This window comes from Kitasatospora sp. LaBMicrA B282 (genome assembly GCF_050325825.1).
Classification (GTDB): Bacteria; Actinomycetota; Actinomycetes; order Streptomycetales; family Streptomycetaceae; genus Kitasatospora.
The window spans coordinates 16,055-29,829 of record NZ_JBNQTI010000016.1 but is presented as its reverse complement, the minus strand read 5'-3'; the positions used below and the strand labels follow the sequence as shown (position 1 = coordinate 29,829).

The following is a 13,775-nucleotide window of genomic DNA, read 5'->3' as shown; positions in this document are numbered from 1 at the left end:
CCTCTCAGAGCTTGATCTCGATGTCGACGCCGGCCGGAAGGTCGAGGCGCATCAGCGAGTCAACGGTCTTCGGGGTCGGGTCGAGGATGTCGATCAGACGCTTGTGAGTGCGCATCTCGAAGTGCTCGCGCGAGTCCTTGTACTTGTGCGGCGAGCGGATGACGCAGTACACGTTCTTCTCAGTGGGCAGCGGCACCGGGCCCGCGACCTGCGCACCAGTACGAATCACCGTCTCGACGATCTTCTTCGCCGAGGAGTCGATGACCTCGTGGTCGTAGGCCTTGAGCCGGATGCGGATCTTCTGTCCCGCCATGGCTACTCAGTAGTCCTTTGTCTCCTTGTTGCCTTGCGGCCGAAGTCGTCCGGGTGGACTTCTCCGGTGGCCTCCCCGGGTGATTACCTCCGACCCCCGCGGTCGGGCGTGTCGCGCCCGGGCCGTGAAACGAGGTGCAAAGCACCTCAGGGGGTCGGGCCGGTCTTGCACCCGTGGAAAGCCGGGTCGAGGCCCCGCCCACGCTTCCTGGAAGATTCCCGTACTTTCGCCCCGCAGCTGCCGCGGTGTCGCTTACACACCACTACGGCCCACATGCGACCCCTGGGGGCACGCACGGACCATATGAACGGCCATCACGGGAACGACGAGTACCTGGGACTCGCTTCCAGTCCTCCCGACGGGAGGCGCGCAGCATCGGCACTCAACCGAGCAACTTGGACATCCTGCCACAACCGGCAGGTCGGACGCCAATCGACGGCGAAACGCAGCAGCCCTGCCACCGCGACGGTGGCAGGGCTGCTGTCCTGCGGGACGGACCGGCGGACTACTGGTCGCGCTTCCAGACCGCGTAGCCGTCCTGGGCGTCGGCCTTGGTCACGTGCCAGCCCTGCGGGGCGTTCGGCCAGCTCTTGTCGGCCGGCGCGTCCTTCGCCCAGAACATCACGACGGCGACCTTCGCCTGGGCGGGCACCACCGCCGGCTGCTGCAGACTGATGGTCCAGACCCGCCCGCTGATCAGCTCGTAGCCCATGGTCATCCGCTTCTCCCAGCTGAAGCCCACGTCCATGACGACGTCGTCGCTGGTGGAGATGGACGCCGCCTTCAGGAACTGGGTGGCGTCACCGGCCCGCCAGCTGGTGTTCGGCTTCACCAGGTTGTCGGTGATCGAGACGGTCGCGCAGGCCGCGAACACCGCCAGCCCGACGCCCACGGCGCCGGCCGCCAGGGCTGTCCGTCGGCCGCCGGCCACCCGCACCAGCACGGCCACCGCGAAGACGATGAGGGCGACCAGGGCGGTCAGCGCCGCGTGGAAGCTGGTCCACTTCCCGCCCGTCCAGAGGGTGGAGAGGAAGGTGGCGTCCGGCAGGCCCCAGACGATGAAGTACCCGGTGTGGAACTGCTTGCCGGCCATGTGCACGACCAGCTCGGTGAGCGCCAGGGTCGACACGACCGTCGCCGCCGCCAGGTAGAGCATCTTCCGGCGGTCCTGCAGACGGACGAAGACCGCCGTGCCCACCACGAAGAACACCGGCACCAGCGGCGAGAGGTAGCGGGCGTAGACGATGGTGTCGATCCGGTGGTCGTTCGGCAGGCCGGCCGCGGCGGCCAGCGCGATGCCACCGGTCATCGCCACCAGGACGAAGGCGACCACCCGGTCCGCACGCGACCGCTTCGAGTTGAACACCGAGATCACGCAGACCAGCAGGACCATGGCCGCGATGCCCCAGGTGCTGGTCACCAGGTACCAGAGGTGACCGAACATCCGCATCAGGGTCCGGTGCAGCAGGGAGCTCTGCTTCAGCGTGTCGAAGACGGCGTTGCCGACGGCGCTCGGCTGCGAGCCGTCGCTGTGGGCGAGCAGCCAGGAGAGCGTCTCCTGCTTGAGGGCGACCATCGCGCCGGTGGCCGCCAGCGCCACCGCGGTCGCCATCCAGGGTGCCCACCTGAGCACCAGCACGGCGAGCAGCACGACGATCGTCACGGCGACCACCACCTGGCCGCGGTCGTGCACCACCATGGTGTAGCCGCCGGCGAGCCCGGTGAGCAGTCCGAACCAGATCCGGCGGCGCTTCGAGCCGTCCGACAGCAGGCCGTGCAGGCCGATCAGCCAGGCCAGGAAGAGCGGCGGCAGCGCGGTGTCGGCCATCGCGTACTGCGAGTAGAAGACCACCGGCGGCAGCACGGCCGCGGCCATCGCGAAGACGTAGGAGAGCGGGCGGGAGACCTCGAGCCGCCGCAGTCCCCAGTACGCCAGCGGCAGCACCAGGCAGCTGATCAGCGCGTTGATGCCCAGGACCAGGTGGTAGGCGTACACCGGATCGCTGGTGAGCCGCAGCGCAGGGGAGATCAGCAACGGATACCCGCCCGGAATGACCTGCTGGCTGGGGATCTCGGTGATGCCCCGCCCGGCGAAGAGCCGGGCGATGGTGAGGTACATGTCCTCGTCGGGGTGCACCACGGGGTAGTTCTGCCCGGTGACCAGCGAGAGCCGGAACGCCACCTGCGCCACGTAGCCGAGCACCAGGGCAAGCGGCCAGATGCCGGGGCGGCCCGCGAGTGCGGCGAGCCGGGCGCGGGGGGAATCCGGCCGTTCGGCGGATCTGTCCGGCTCGGCGTTCACCGGAGCGGACGGCTCAGCGGCGCCGCGTGAAGACTGCACTGTGTGGATTCCCCCTCGTGGGACCGGGCCGGCCGGCGAGGGCCGCGTTCGGTCGGGTGGACGGCGCCACGGTCGCCGGGACGAGGTGCCGAAAGTTCCTTCGATGATAGTCAGGCCCGGTCGACCGCTCGCGCGAACGGCACTGGGTCCCACCGCCTCGGCGGGCGCGCGGCACCGGCTCGGAACGGGTCCGGTGCCGGCGATCGAGCCTGTTGCACGGGGCCCGCAAGGCCTTCCGGTGCTGCCGGCCCATGCTCATGCTATTCGGCCGAACGGGCGTGCCCTACCGTGGGGCTGCTACACATGCGTGTGCGGTCAGGGTGTTCGAAGGTCCCTGGCGGTGACGCCCACCCCGTCCGTTCCGGTCTGGAGACCCGTAAGCGATGCCCCGCAAACTGCGCAAGAAGCCATCCCCGCTGGCCGGCGAGCCGCTGGCCACAGCGCTGAAGAGAGAGAACGGCTTCGGCCTGCTGCGCCTGCTGCTCGCGCTCTCGGTGATCTTCGCGCACGCGGAGCCGCTCGGCTTCGCCAAGCTCGACCTCGGCCTGGCCCAGACCCGCGGGCAGAGCAGCCTGGGCGGCATCGCGGTCGGCGGGTTCTTCGTGCTGTCGGGTCTGCTGATCACCCGAAGCGGCATGCGGTTGAGCCCGGCCCGCTTCGCCTGGAACCGTGCGATCAGGATCCTGCCCGGCTACTGGGCCTGCCTCGCGGTGACGGTGTTCGTGCTGGCGCCGCTGGTGGCCTACCACCAGGGGCGGCTGGACGGATTCTGGTCCCACCCCCAGGGGCCCTGGGACTACGTCAAGGCCAACTGGGGCCTGGGGATCGACCAGTGGGGCATATCCGGGCTGCTGGACCACACGCCCTACAAGACCGCGTTCAACGGCTCCGTGTGGTCGCTGGCCTACGAGGTCTTCTGCTACCTGGCGGTCGGCGCGTTCGCCGCGCTGGGCATCCTGCGGCGGGCCCGCTGGGTGGTCGCGGCCTCCGTCGCGGGCCTCTACGCCATCCTGATGTCCACCGTCCTGACCTACCCCCACCTGCAAGCCCCGCTCTACGCCTCGAACGGTCTGGGCGGGTGGCGGTTCCCCCTCCTCGGCTCGCTGGACCTCAGCACGCTCGTGCCCCTGGTGCTGATGTTCGGCCTCGGCGCACTGGCCGAGCTCTACCGCGAGCGGCTCCCGATGAACGGGGTCGCTGCCGTGCTGGCGCTCGGGCTCTTCCTGGGCTCCGCCCACTACGGCGGCCTCCAGGTGATCGGCATGCCCGCCTTCGCCTACCTGCTGATCTGGCTCGCGGCCAGGATGCCCCGCCCGCTGACCAGGATCGGCACCAAGGTCGATCTCTCCTACGGCATCTACATCTACGCCTTCCCGGCGCAGCAGTGCCTCTCGCTGTTCCACCTCAACCGCTGGGGGTACGCGCCGTACACGGCGCTGTCGATCGCCGTCTCCGCGGCTGCGGCCCTCCTCTCCTGGTACCTGGTGGAGAAGCCGGCCCTTCGGCTGAAGGACCTCGGGACCTCCAAGCCCGGCACCCCGCTCGCGCAGCCCGTCCCGCCGCCCAGGGTCGGCGTCGGGGGCTGACCCGGGGGAACGAAGAGGCCGGCGGCCGGACGGTGAGCTCCGATGAGCTCACCGTCCGGCCGCCGGCCTCTTCACTGGAGTCGGGCCGATCCGGCCCGGGGCTTCAGGAGTGGGACTGGGCCGAGACCGTCCGGTCGTCCGTCGCGGCGGCGACCTCCGGGGCGCCCTGCGTCCCGCGGGGCGCCCTGGGCACGGCACGCCAGAGGCTGACGAGCATGGCGGCCGCCGTGAGCGCAGAACCGACCGCGTAAGCGAGGCCGACCCGCACGGTGATGTCGCCGGGCAGCAGCGTGACGCCCAGCAGCACGGCGGTGCCGAACCCCCAGGAGGCGAGTTGGACGAGGTGCTTGTGCAGCACCATCTGGGCTTGGCCGAGGACCATCGCCAGCATGTAGCAGGTGGTGCCGATCGAGAACCAGAGGAAGTCCAGGTGGCCCAGCTGGCCCGGCGTCGCACCGAACAGGATCTCGATCAGCCAGGGGCCGAGCAGGACGGCCGGGACACCGCCGACCGCCCCGAGGCCTGCCACCACCAGGCAGGTCTTGCGGAGCATCCGCATGAAGCCCTGGTGGTCACCGGCCGCGACGGCACTGGACAGCCCCGAGAGCAGGGACGCCTGCAGCGAGCCGAAGACGAACAACGGCACCCGGGCCAGCACCAGGGCGCTGAGCAGCGCGGCGATCAGGTCGGTCCGGGCGGGGGCGAGCAGCTGCGTGCTCATGACCGCGGCATTGACCACCACCTGGGCGAGCAAGGTGGAGACGATCAGCAGGCCGAGGCCGCCGACCAGCTCGCGGAGCCGGAAAGCTCCGCCCGGCTCGGCCGCGCGCAGGGTGGCGGGCAGGGTGACGGCGAGCGCGACCAGCGGCGCCACCGAGAGGATCAGGCTGAAGGCGAGCGCCGAGTGCAGCCCGGCGAAGGAGCAGCCGAAGGCCAGCACGATCCGCAGCGTGCCGTCGATGCCCAGTTGGGCGCCGTAGGCCTTGAACCGGCCGGTGCCGGCCAGGATGCCGCGGGTGACGTAGCACAGTGCCATGCCGACGAAGGCGCCGCCGAGTGCCGCGACGAGCTGCAGGTCACCGTGGAAGAGCCGGTCGGCGATCGGCCGGGCGAAGGCGGCCAGCAGGCCCAGCACCACGACCAGGATCCCGACGGTGAGCAGGGCCGTCCGGCGCAGCACGGGGGCCGCGCCGTCCCCGCGGACCACCCGGGCTGCGACGATCCGGGTCAGCTCCTGCTCGATCGGGAAGAACAGCCCGATCCCCACCGACATGACCAGGGTCCACAGCACGGAGACGCCGGCCATGTCCGACTTCGACAGGCTGTGCCCGGCCGCCGCCAGGTGGAGGTAGGAGGCTGCACCCAGCACTACCGTGCCCCCCGCGACCAGCTGGGTTCCGGGGGGCAGGGCCTTCAGCAGCTTCGCGATGGGGTTCATGGACACGCTTTCGACGATTGCACTCTCAACGAGTGCGGGTGGCGTGGCGGAGCATGGCGCCGGCCCCGGGCCGACCCGCGTGCTTGATCGCGCCGGGCAGCAGCGACACGGCGTGCAGCCGGGACGACAGGTGCCACCGGGAGACCTTGGCGGCGGCCGGCCAGCCGTGCGCCTCCAGGCGGTCGGCCGTGTCCAGGAAGAACCGCTTGGCCTCCTCGAACCGGTGGCCGGTGAAGGCCTTCGCGGAGGACTCGCTCTCGGCGTGCCGGCGGTAGCTGAAGCAGACCTCCGGCGTGGTGGCGAGGGACTCCCCCGCGACCAGCAGGTCGATCACCAGCGCCAGGTCCTGGATCACCCCGAGGTCGTCCCGGAAGCCGAAGCGGCGGACCGCCTCGGTGCGCCAGCAGATCGACGGGAAGTACAGCCAGTTGCCGCGCAGCAGGCTGGCGGCCAGCGCCTCGCCGCCGTACAGGGCCTGCCCCGGGCCCTTGGGGGCGTACAGCTTGCGCTTGGTGCGGTCCGCCAGGGTGTCGTACGGACGGCCATCGCTCCCGATGACCGTCACGCCCGGCTGGATCATCGCTGCTGCGGGCTCGCGGTCGGCGGCCGCCCGGATCACCCGCAGGTAGTTCGGGTGCATGATGTCGTCGCAGCCCATGAGGACGAGGTAGTCGTACTCGGCGAGCTTCACGCACCGGTTGAAGTTGCCGGTCACTCCGAGGTTGCGGTCGTTGCGGAAGTAGCGGACCCGGTGGTCCGCCAGCGACTCGAACCATTCGGGGACGCCCGGCTCCCGGCCGTCGTCGACGACGGTGAGCCGCCAGTCGTCGCCGTCCTGGGCGAGCACGCTGCGGACCGCGTTCTGCATCAGGGCAACGTCGCCGTAGTACGGCAGGAGAATCTCGAAGCGCGACATCTTGCCGACCGCCTAGACGCTGGTGAGCTCGGGGTGCCGCTTCTGCTGCGCACGTGCCGCGAACTCGGCGTAGAGCGGGGAACCGGGTGCGAACTCCTTGAGTTCCTTGGGCATCCGGCGGATCATCGCGAGGAGCAGGACCAGACCGGCGCGGGCCAGGTAGATCATCGCCTTGACCGGCGAGGCGCTCGGTCGGCCGGTGGTGCGGGCACGCATCGCGACCGGCACCTGGCGCACGGTGAAGCCGGTGCGGGCCGCGCCGACCATGCTCTCGATGGTGTCCCCGAGGTACTCGACCGGGTACCAGCGGGCGAAGAACTCGATGAGCTGCCGGTTGCACGCCCGGAAGCCCGAGGTGGTGTCGGTGAGCTTGGTCCGGGTGATCCGGGAGAGCACCACGGAGAGCAGCTTCATGGCCCACTGGCGCGGCCCGCGCACCTTGTAGTTGCCGTCGCCGGCGAACCGGGCGCCGATCACCAGGTCGGCCTCGCCCTCGGCGAGCTTCTCCAGCAGGGCCGGTATGTAGGCCGGGTCGTGCTGGCCGTCGGCGTCGACCTGGATGGCCACGTCGTAACCGTGCTGCTGCGCGTACCGGTAGCCGAGGCGCATCGCACCGCCGACGCCGAGGTTGAACGGCAGCTGCGCGACGGCCGAGCCGGCGGCCTTGGCCACCGCGGCGGTGGAGTCCGACGAGCCGTCGTCGACCACGAGGGTGTCGACGTACGGCAGCTGCTCCTGGATCTCGCGCAGGACGGAGGGCAGGCCCTCCTCCTCGTTCCAGGCCGGAAGGATGATCAGAACGCGACGCTCGTCACTCATGAGTTCACCTGTGCCTCGGTGACGCCGGAGTCCTCCGGACGCTGCGACGTGGGGAAGTTGCCGTGCTGGACGAGGTGCGCGCGGATCAGCGCGACGTCCTCGGCCAGCGTCCTGGTCTCGGCCTCGAGCCGGCTCGCCTCCCAGCTGAGGTGCAGGCTGACCAGGAGGATGAGCACGATGCCGGCGAAGAGCACCAGGCTGGCACCCGACGCCACGCCGAGACGCTTCGCCGTACTGTCAAGGAGGTCGGGGACGAACCCGATCGGCGCAACGAGCAGCCCGATGACGAGCCATATCGCGGCGTACTTCTCACGCAGCTGCTGCCTGCGGAGCAGCTCGAGGATGTACCCGAGCACCAGGAGGCCGGTGATCGAGGTCAGAACGGAGAGTTGCACAGCGGATGGCGCCTTTCGCGCGCAGGGGCTTGCGGCTTTGGGGAAAAGCATATGGTACGTACGGGGCCCCGCTCACTCCGGGACGTCCCGCCCCAACAGGCCGGATGATGTTCATCCGGCCGTTCCACCGCTTCTTTCGGAGCGTCGGACCCGCGGCACCGTCAGGACGCCCGCGGCACGTCCAACAGGCCGGTGAACGCCGGACGTTCGAGCGCCTCGGCGAGTTGCGCCCGCCAGTCCGCGAGGGGGGCGAGGCCGGCCGCCGACCACCGGGAGTGGCCGAGCACGCTGAAGGCCGGACGCACCGCCGGACGGATGAACGCCGCGGAGGTGGTGGGGCGGATCCGCTCCGGGTCCAGACCGCTGAACTCGTAGGCGGCTCGGGCGAGCCCGAACCAGGTAGTACGGCCCGAGGCGGTGCCGTGGTAGACGCCGGCCGGGGCCTGCGCGGCCTTCCCCAGCGCGACCAGGCGCTCGGCGAGGGCGAACGACCAGGTGGGCTGGCCGTGCTGGTCGTCGACCACGTCCAGGGTGTCCCGCTGGGCGGCCAGCTTGAGCATGGTAGCGACGAAGTTCGCGCCGTGCTCGCCGTAGAGCCAGGCCGTCCGCACCACGTAGCCGGACTCGGGCAGCAGCTCCAGCACGGCCTGCTCGCCGACCAGCTTGGAGCGGCCGTAGGCGTTGACCGGACCGGTCGGCGCGTCCTCGGCGTAGGGCTCCACGGCGTCGCCGGGCAGGACGTAGTCGGTGGAGACGTGCAGCAGCCGCGCCCCGGCGCCCGCGCAGGCGGCCGCCAGGTGGCGGACCCCGGTGCCGTTGACCGCGGTGGCGGCCTCCTCGGCGGTCTCCGCGCCGTCGACGTCGGTCCAGGCCGCGCAGTTGACGACCACGTCGTGGCCTCGGACGGCGGCGAGCACGGCCGACGGATCGGTGATGTCCAGATCGGCCCGACCGAGCGCGGTGACATCGGCCCGCGGGTCGCCCGCGAGCACGGCCAGCACGTCGCGTCCGAGCATGCCGGCCGCACCGGTCACCAGCCAGCGGGTGGTACCCGAGGAGTCGGCGCTCACTTCTGCAGCGCCGCCTTCGCCTTCAGCGGCTCCCACCAGGCGCGGTTCTCGCGGTACCAGGCGATGGTGGCCGCCAGGCCGTCCTCGAACCGGACCTGGGGCTCGTAGCCGAGCTCGGTGCGGATCTTGCTGATGTCCAGCGAGTACCGCAGGTCGTGGCCCTTGCGGTCCTCGACGTGCTCGACCATGTCCCAGCCGGCGCCGGCGGCGTCCAGCAGCAGGCCGGTGAGCTCCTTGTTGGTCACCTCGGTGCCGCCGCCGATGTTGTAGACCTCGCCGGCGCGGCCGCCGCGCATCACCAGGTCGATGCCGCGGCAGTGGTCGGAGACGTGCAGCCAGTCGCGGATGTTGCCACCGTCGCCGTACAGCGGCACCTTCTTGCCGTCGATCAGGTTGGTGGTGAAGAGCGGGATGACCTTCTCCGGGAACTGGTAGTGCCCGTAGTTGTTGGAGCAGCGGGTGACCACCACGTCCATGCCGTGCGTGCGGTGGTAGGCCAGCGCCAGCAGGTCGGACGCCGCCTTGGAGGAGGAGTAGGGCGAGTTGGGCGAGAGCGGCCACTCCTCGGTCCAGGAGCCCTCGCTGATCGAGCCGTAGACCTCGTCGGTGGAGACGTGCACGAAGCGGCCGACGCCGTGCTTGCGGGCGGCGTCGAGCAGCACCTGGGTGCCGACGACGTTCGTCATCACGAACGGGCCGGCGCCGGCGATCGAACGGTCGACGTGCGACTCGGCGGCGAAGTGCACGACCACGTCGTGGCCGGGCATCACCCGCTCGACCGCCTCGGCGTCGCAGATGTCACCCTTCACGAAGGTGTACCCGCGGTGACCGGCGACGGGAGCGAGGTTGGCCTCGACGCCCGAGTACGTGAGCTTGTCGAAGACGGTGACGCGCGCCGTCTCGTCGGAGCCCAGCAGCTGTCGGACGAACTCTGAACCGATGAAGCCGGCTCCGCCGGTCACAAGGATGCGCATAGTGCGCGCAGTCTACCTTCGTGATTCGAACGCCACCGACCGCACGTCCGGCCGGTTGACTTCTTCACATAAGGTGCTCGTATGCGCGGAATCCTCCTGGCGGGCGGCACCGGATCGCGGCTGTGGCCGCTGACACGGGCAGTCTCGAAGCAACTACTGCCCGTCTTCGACAAGCCGATGATCTACTACCCCCTCTCGACGCTGGTGATGGCGGGGATCAGCGAAATCCTGATCATCACGACGCCCACCGACCGGGAGCAGTTCGAGCGACTGCTCGGCGACGGCTCGCAGTGGGGCCTGCGGCTGCAGTACACCGTCCAGGAGCGTCCCGAGGGGATCGCCCAGGCGTTCGTCCTCGGGGAGGAGTTCATCGGCGACCAGGCGGTGGCGCTGATCCTCGGTGACAACATCTTCCACGGCAGCGGCCTCGGCACCCGGCTCGCCGAGCACACCGACACGCCCGGCGGCCGGGTCTTCGCCTACCCGGTGGCCGACCCGACGGCGTACGGCGTGGTCGAGTTCGACGACCACGGGCAGGCGATCTCGATCGAGGAGAAGCCGGTCAAGCCCAAGTCCCGGTACGCCGTCCCGGGCCTGTACTTCTACGACAACAAGGTCGTGGAGATCGCCAAGGGCCTCGAGCCCAGTGCGCGCGGCGAGCTCGAGATCACCGCGGTCAACGACGCGTACCTGCGCAAGGGCGAGCTCAACGTCACCATCCTCGATCGCGGTACCGCCTGGCTGGACACCGGCACGTTCGTGTCGATGGTGCAGGCCTCGGAGTTCGTGCGGGTGATCGAGGAGCGCCAGGGCTTCAAGATCGGCTGCATCGAGGAGGCCGCCTGGCGGGCCGGGCTGATCGACTCCGCCCAGCTGCGCGAGCTCGCCGAGCCGCTGTGCAAGAGCGGTTACGGCCAGTACCTGCTGGGCCTGCTGGACGAGGAGGACGCGAAGTGAAGTTCACCGAGCTGGGCATCGAGGGCGCCTTCGCGGTCACGCCGCAGCTGCACGGCGACCCGCGCGGGCTGTTCACCGAGTGGTACCGCTTCGACCGGCTGGCCGAGGTGGTCGGGCATCCGCTCGAGCTGGCGCAGGCCAACCTGTCGGTCTCCGCGCGCGGCGTGGTGCGCGGCATCCACTTCGCCGACGTGCCGCCCGGCCAGGCCAAGTACGTGACCTGCGTGCGCGGGGCGGTGCTGGACGTGATCGTCGACCTGCGGGTCGGCTCCCCCACCTTCGGGCACTGGGAGGGCGTGCAGCTCGACGACGTGGAGCGCCGCGCGGTCTACATCCCCGAAGGGCTCGGCCACGGCTTCTGCGCGCTGACCGACGACGCCACGCTCTCCTACCTGTGCTCCGCCACCTTCAACCCGACCGGCGAGCACGGGGTGCACCCGCTCGATCCGGACCTCGGGATCGAGTGGCCGGCCGACGTCCCCCAGCTGTCGGCCCGGGACGAGGCGGCGCCCTCGCTGGCCGAGGCCCTCTCCAGCGGCCTGCTGCCCGACTACCAGGCGTGCCGGGACTACACCGAGTCCCTGCGCACCCAGGGGAACTGACCCCGCCGGACCGGAACGCGAAATCGGTGGCACCGCAGCCCTCCTGGCGCGGTGCCACCGATTTTGCGTTGCAGCGCCCGGTCGCGGCCGGGGACGTCCCGACTCAGGACTCCTTGAACACCCAGCGCTGGTAGAGCACGTAGTTCACCGCCGAGTTGACGGCGACCGTCAGCACCTTCGCGATCAGGTAGTTGAGGCCCAGCGCGGACAACCAGCTCACGAGCACCACGGTGGCGACCCAGTTGAAGCCGGCCAGCACGAGGTACCGGACCATCTGGCCGCCCACCGGAGCGGCGCTGCCGAACGACCAGGCCCGGTTCAGCGTGAAGTTGACCGTGAAGGACACCAGGACCGCGATGAAGGTCGCGACGGACAGCTGCACGTGGAGGACTCCGTGCAGGCAGTAGAGCAGGCCGATGTCGATGCCGGTGCTGAGGCCACCCGCCACCAGGAAGCGCGAGAGGCTGTGCCGGAGGAGCTCAAAAGGCTTGGCGCGCTTGACGGTCGAGGGCGCCAACGCCTCGCTCATGGCGGTGTCCACAGAATCCACACGCGGATTGTACCTATGGGCCGATGATCATATTGCACGCCCTGGCAGCTTACCCGTCATTGATATCGTCCTCGGCGTGAACCTCCCCACCCAGGCCGCGCCGACCCGCCCGAGAGTCCCGCGCCCTCACAGACCCGCGCGGTCCACCGGTCCGCTGCGCCGGCGCCCCTGGCTGATCGCCTTCGTCGGCTTCTTCCTGCTCTGCGCCGGTTGGGCCCTGGCAGCTCCGTACGACGGCAGTCCGGACGAGATGGAGCACATCATCCGCGCCGCCGGCGTGGCCCAGGGGGAGATCGCTCCGGCGCCGACCGCCGCGAACATGGGGACGGGTGCCGTCCAGCACGTGCCCAAGTCCCTGGTCCGGGACAACTGCTGGATGTTCCACACCGACAAGTCGGCGGCGTGCGCCCAGCCACCGGGCGGCGACACCACCAAGGCCTCGGTCGGCACCCGGGCCGGTCGCTACAACCCGGTGTACTACCTCGTGGTGGGTTGGCCGATCGCGCTGTGGCCGACCATGAAGGGCGTCCTGATCGGCCGTCTGGTCTCGGCCGCGCTGACCGCCGGCTTCCTGGCCGCGGCGGCCAACGCCGCGGTGCGTTGGAGCAGGCACCGGGTGATGGCCGCCGGCGTGCTGATCGCCGTCACGCCGATCAGCGTGCACCTCGCCGGGTCGATCAATCCCAACGGGCTGGAGATATCCGCCGCCGTCGCCCTCTTCAGCGCACTCGTCCCCCTGGTGCTGGGCACGGACACGTCCGTCCGCCGCGGCGCCGTCGTCCAGGTCGCCGTCGCGGGAGCCACGTTGGGCACCCTGCGGGTGCTGGGCCCGTTCTGGCTGGTCGCGATCTTCGGGATCCTCCTGGTGCCGATCGCGCGGACCCGACTGGCCGCGCTCGCCCGGTCGCGCCCGATCCGCTGGACCATCGCCGCGCTCCTCGCGGCCTGCGCGCTCGGCGCGGCGTGGACGGTGGTCATGCGGGCCTCCGAGCTCGGCTCGGTCACCCACAGCACCCACCTGACCACGCTGCAGGCGTTGCGGTACGAGGTGGTGACGCGCACCTCCGGGTACTTCGACGAGATGGTCGGCGTGCCGTCCTGGCTCGACACTCCGATGCCCGGTTGGACCTACACCGTCTGGGACATCACGCTCGGCGCGGTGCTGCTCCCGGCGTTCGCCCTGGGGACGTGGGCGGACCGCCGGCGGCTGACCCTGATCCCGGCGGCGGCACTGGCCGTGGCCATCGTGCCGGACGCGCTCGACGTCAACTCCTACGGCTTCGTCTCCCAGGGGCGCTACATCCTGCCGCTGATGGTGGGGCTGCCGATCCTCGCCGCCTGGCTGCTCGGGCACCGCGGTGTCCTGCAGCCGGCCCACGGGGACAAGCTGACCCGATGGGTCGCCGTGGTGGTGCTGCCGCTGCAGCTGGTCTTCCTCGACCTCACCATGGTCCGCTGGCAGTCGGGCCTCACCTACGCCCCCGACCGGCTGCCGCTGAACCCGCTGCACGGCAGCTGGCACCCGATGGTCGGTTCCGCCACGGCACTGGGCGCGGCCGTCCTCGGCACCTGCGCGCTCGCGTTCTGGGTCCGGTCCGCCACCCGGCCGGGCTCGACGCCCGTGCCGGACGGTGCGGAGCCGGCAACCGCCCACCCCCAGCCGAGCCTCGCCTGACCGAGCACGACCCGACGTCCCCGGCCGGAGCCCTCCGGCCGGGGACGTCGGCGCTTTTGGGGTCGTGTGCGCGTAGCACCAGATCCCCCCGGTCGACAGCCCTCACTCACAACCCGTAGCACCGGGCGAAGGCCTACCG

General features: G+C 70.6%; 13 protein-coding genes. 4 read left to right on the top strand and 9 right to left on the bottom strand.

Going from position 1 to position 13,775, the window contains the following annotated elements; genetic code table 11:
• Positions 1 to 4: 4 nt before the first annotated feature.
• Together rpsJ and ACQRUO_RS07570 are read right to left on the bottom strand one after the other, a co-directional pair.
• On the bottom strand, positions 5 to 313 hold the full coding sequence (gene rpsJ / locus ACQRUO_RS07575; RefSeq protein WP_012785157.1) for a 30S ribosomal protein S10: 309 nt from the start codon (positions 311 to 313) through the stop codon (positions 5 to 7).
• A 505-nt stretch (positions 314 to 818) separates the two neighbouring features.
• A complete protein-coding gene (locus ACQRUO_RS07570) occupies positions 819 to 2,654 on the bottom strand; it encodes an ArnT family glycosyltransferase (protein WP_428314966.1) in 1,836 nt (611 codons plus the stop codon).
• 383 nt (positions 2,655 to 3,037) lie between these two features.
• On the opposite strand from ACQRUO_RS07570, the gene ACQRUO_RS07565 reads away from it, so the two are divergent.
• Entirely contained in the window at positions 3,038 to 4,240 is a 1,203-nt protein-coding gene (locus ACQRUO_RS07565; protein WP_428314965.1) for an acyltransferase family protein, read from the top strand.
• A 103-nt stretch (positions 4,241 to 4,343) separates the two neighbouring features.
• Here the strand turns inward: ACQRUO_RS07565 and ACQRUO_RS07560 are convergent, their stop codons facing one another.
• From ACQRUO_RS07560 to rfbB, 6 genes are all read right to left on the bottom strand, one after another.
• Entirely contained in the window at positions 4,344 to 5,678 is a 1,335-nt protein-coding gene (locus tag ACQRUO_RS07560) for a lipopolysaccharide biosynthesis protein (protein WP_428315010.1), read from the bottom strand.
• Positions 5,679 to 5,703: 25 nt separating this feature from the next.
• Positions 5,704 to 6,594 (bottom strand): glycosyltransferase family 2 protein, encoded by an 891-nt coding sequence (locus ACQRUO_RS07555; protein WP_428314964.1) that lies wholly within the window; start codon positions 6,592 to 6,594, stop codon positions 5,704 to 5,706.
• Positions 6,595 to 6,606: 12 nt separating this feature from the next.
• Positions 6,607 to 7,413 carry a glycosyltransferase family 2 protein gene (locus ACQRUO_RS07550; RefSeq protein WP_428314963.1) on the bottom strand — a complete coding sequence of 269 codons (807 nt, stop codon included), beginning with the start codon at positions 7,411 to 7,413 and terminating at the stop codon, positions 6,607 to 6,609.
• Positions 7,410 to 7,808 carry a DUF2304 domain-containing protein gene (locus ACQRUO_RS07545; RefSeq protein ID WP_428314962.1) on the bottom strand — a complete coding sequence of 133 codons (399 nt, stop codon included), beginning with the start codon at positions 7,806 to 7,808 and terminating at the stop codon, positions 7,410 to 7,412. The genes ACQRUO_RS07550 and ACQRUO_RS07545 overlap by 4 nt, the downstream gene beginning before the upstream one ends.
• Positions 7,809 to 7,969: 161 nt before the next feature.
• Positions 7,970 to 8,878 (bottom strand): dTDP-4-dehydrorhamnose reductase, encoded by a 909-nt coding sequence (gene rfbD, locus ACQRUO_RS07540; RefSeq protein ID WP_428314961.1) that lies wholly within the window; start codon positions 8,876 to 8,878, stop codon positions 7,970 to 7,972.
• A complete protein-coding gene (gene rfbB / locus ACQRUO_RS07535) occupies positions 8,875 to 9,852 on the bottom strand; it encodes a dTDP-glucose 4,6-dehydratase (protein WP_428314960.1) in 978 nt (325 codons plus the stop codon). The genes rfbD and rfbB overlap by 4 nt, the downstream gene beginning before the upstream one ends.
• An 81-nt stretch (positions 9,853 to 9,933) precedes the next feature.
• Here rfbB and rfbA point away from each other — a divergent pair, with 81 nt between their 5' ends.
• Positions 9,934 to 10,809 carry a glucose-1-phosphate thymidylyltransferase RfbA gene (rfbA, locus tag ACQRUO_RS07530; protein ID WP_428314959.1) on the top strand — a complete coding sequence of 292 codons (876 nt, stop codon included), beginning with the start codon at positions 9,934 to 9,936 and terminating at the stop codon, positions 10,807 to 10,809.
• Positions 10,806 to 11,411, top strand: a complete 606-nt coding sequence (rfbC, locus tag ACQRUO_RS07525) for a dTDP-4-dehydrorhamnose 3,5-epimerase (protein ID WP_428314958.1) — start codon at positions 10,806 to 10,808, stop codon at positions 11,409 to 11,411. Before rfbA ends, rfbC begins: the two co-directional genes overlap by 4 nt.
• A gap of 103 nt (positions 11,412 to 11,514) precedes the next feature.
• Here rfbC and ACQRUO_RS07520 read toward each other — a convergent pair whose 3' ends face one another.
• On the bottom strand, positions 11,515 to 11,961 hold the full coding sequence (locus ACQRUO_RS07520) for a GtrA family protein (RefSeq protein ID WP_428314957.1): 447 nt from the start codon (positions 11,959 to 11,961) through the stop codon (positions 11,515 to 11,517).
• Positions 11,962 to 12,037: 76 nt separating this feature from the next.
• Here ACQRUO_RS07520 and ACQRUO_RS07515 point away from each other — a divergent pair, with 76 nt between their 5' ends.
• Positions 12,038 to 13,636, top strand: a complete 1,599-nt coding sequence (locus ACQRUO_RS07515) for a DUF2142 domain-containing protein (RefSeq protein WP_428314956.1) — start codon at positions 12,038 to 12,040, stop codon at positions 13,634 to 13,636.
• Positions 13,637 to 13,775 lie beyond the last annotated feature (139 nt).

Bases quoted from the DNA above. Each gene is read 5' to 3' on its own strand.
- rpsJ (WP_012785157.1), bottom strand. From the start codon at position 313: ATGGCGGGACAGAAGATCCGCATCCGGCTCAAGGCCTACGACCACGAG.
- ACQRUO_RS07565 (WP_428314965.1), top strand. From the start codon at position 3,038: ATGCCCCGCAAACTGCGCAAGAAGCCATCCCCGCTGGCCGGCGAGCCG.
- ACQRUO_RS07560 (WP_428315010.1), bottom strand. From the start codon at position 5,678: ATGAACCCCATCGCGAAGCTGCTGAAGGCCCTGCCCCCCGGAACCCAG.
- ACQRUO_RS07555 (WP_428314964.1), bottom strand. From the start codon at position 6,594: ATGTCGCGCTTCGAGATTCTCCTGCCGTACTACGGCGACGTTGCCCTG.
- ACQRUO_RS07550 (WP_428314963.1), bottom strand. From the start codon at position 7,413: ATGAGTGACGAGCGTCGCGTTCTGATCATCCTTCCGGCCTGGAACGAG.
- rfbB (WP_428314960.1), bottom strand. From the start codon at position 9,852: ATGCGCATCCTTGTGACCGGCGGAGCCGGCTTCATCGGTTCAGAGTTC.
- rfbA (WP_428314959.1), top strand. From the start codon at position 9,934: ATGCGCGGAATCCTCCTGGCGGGCGGCACCGGATCGCGGCTGTGGCCG.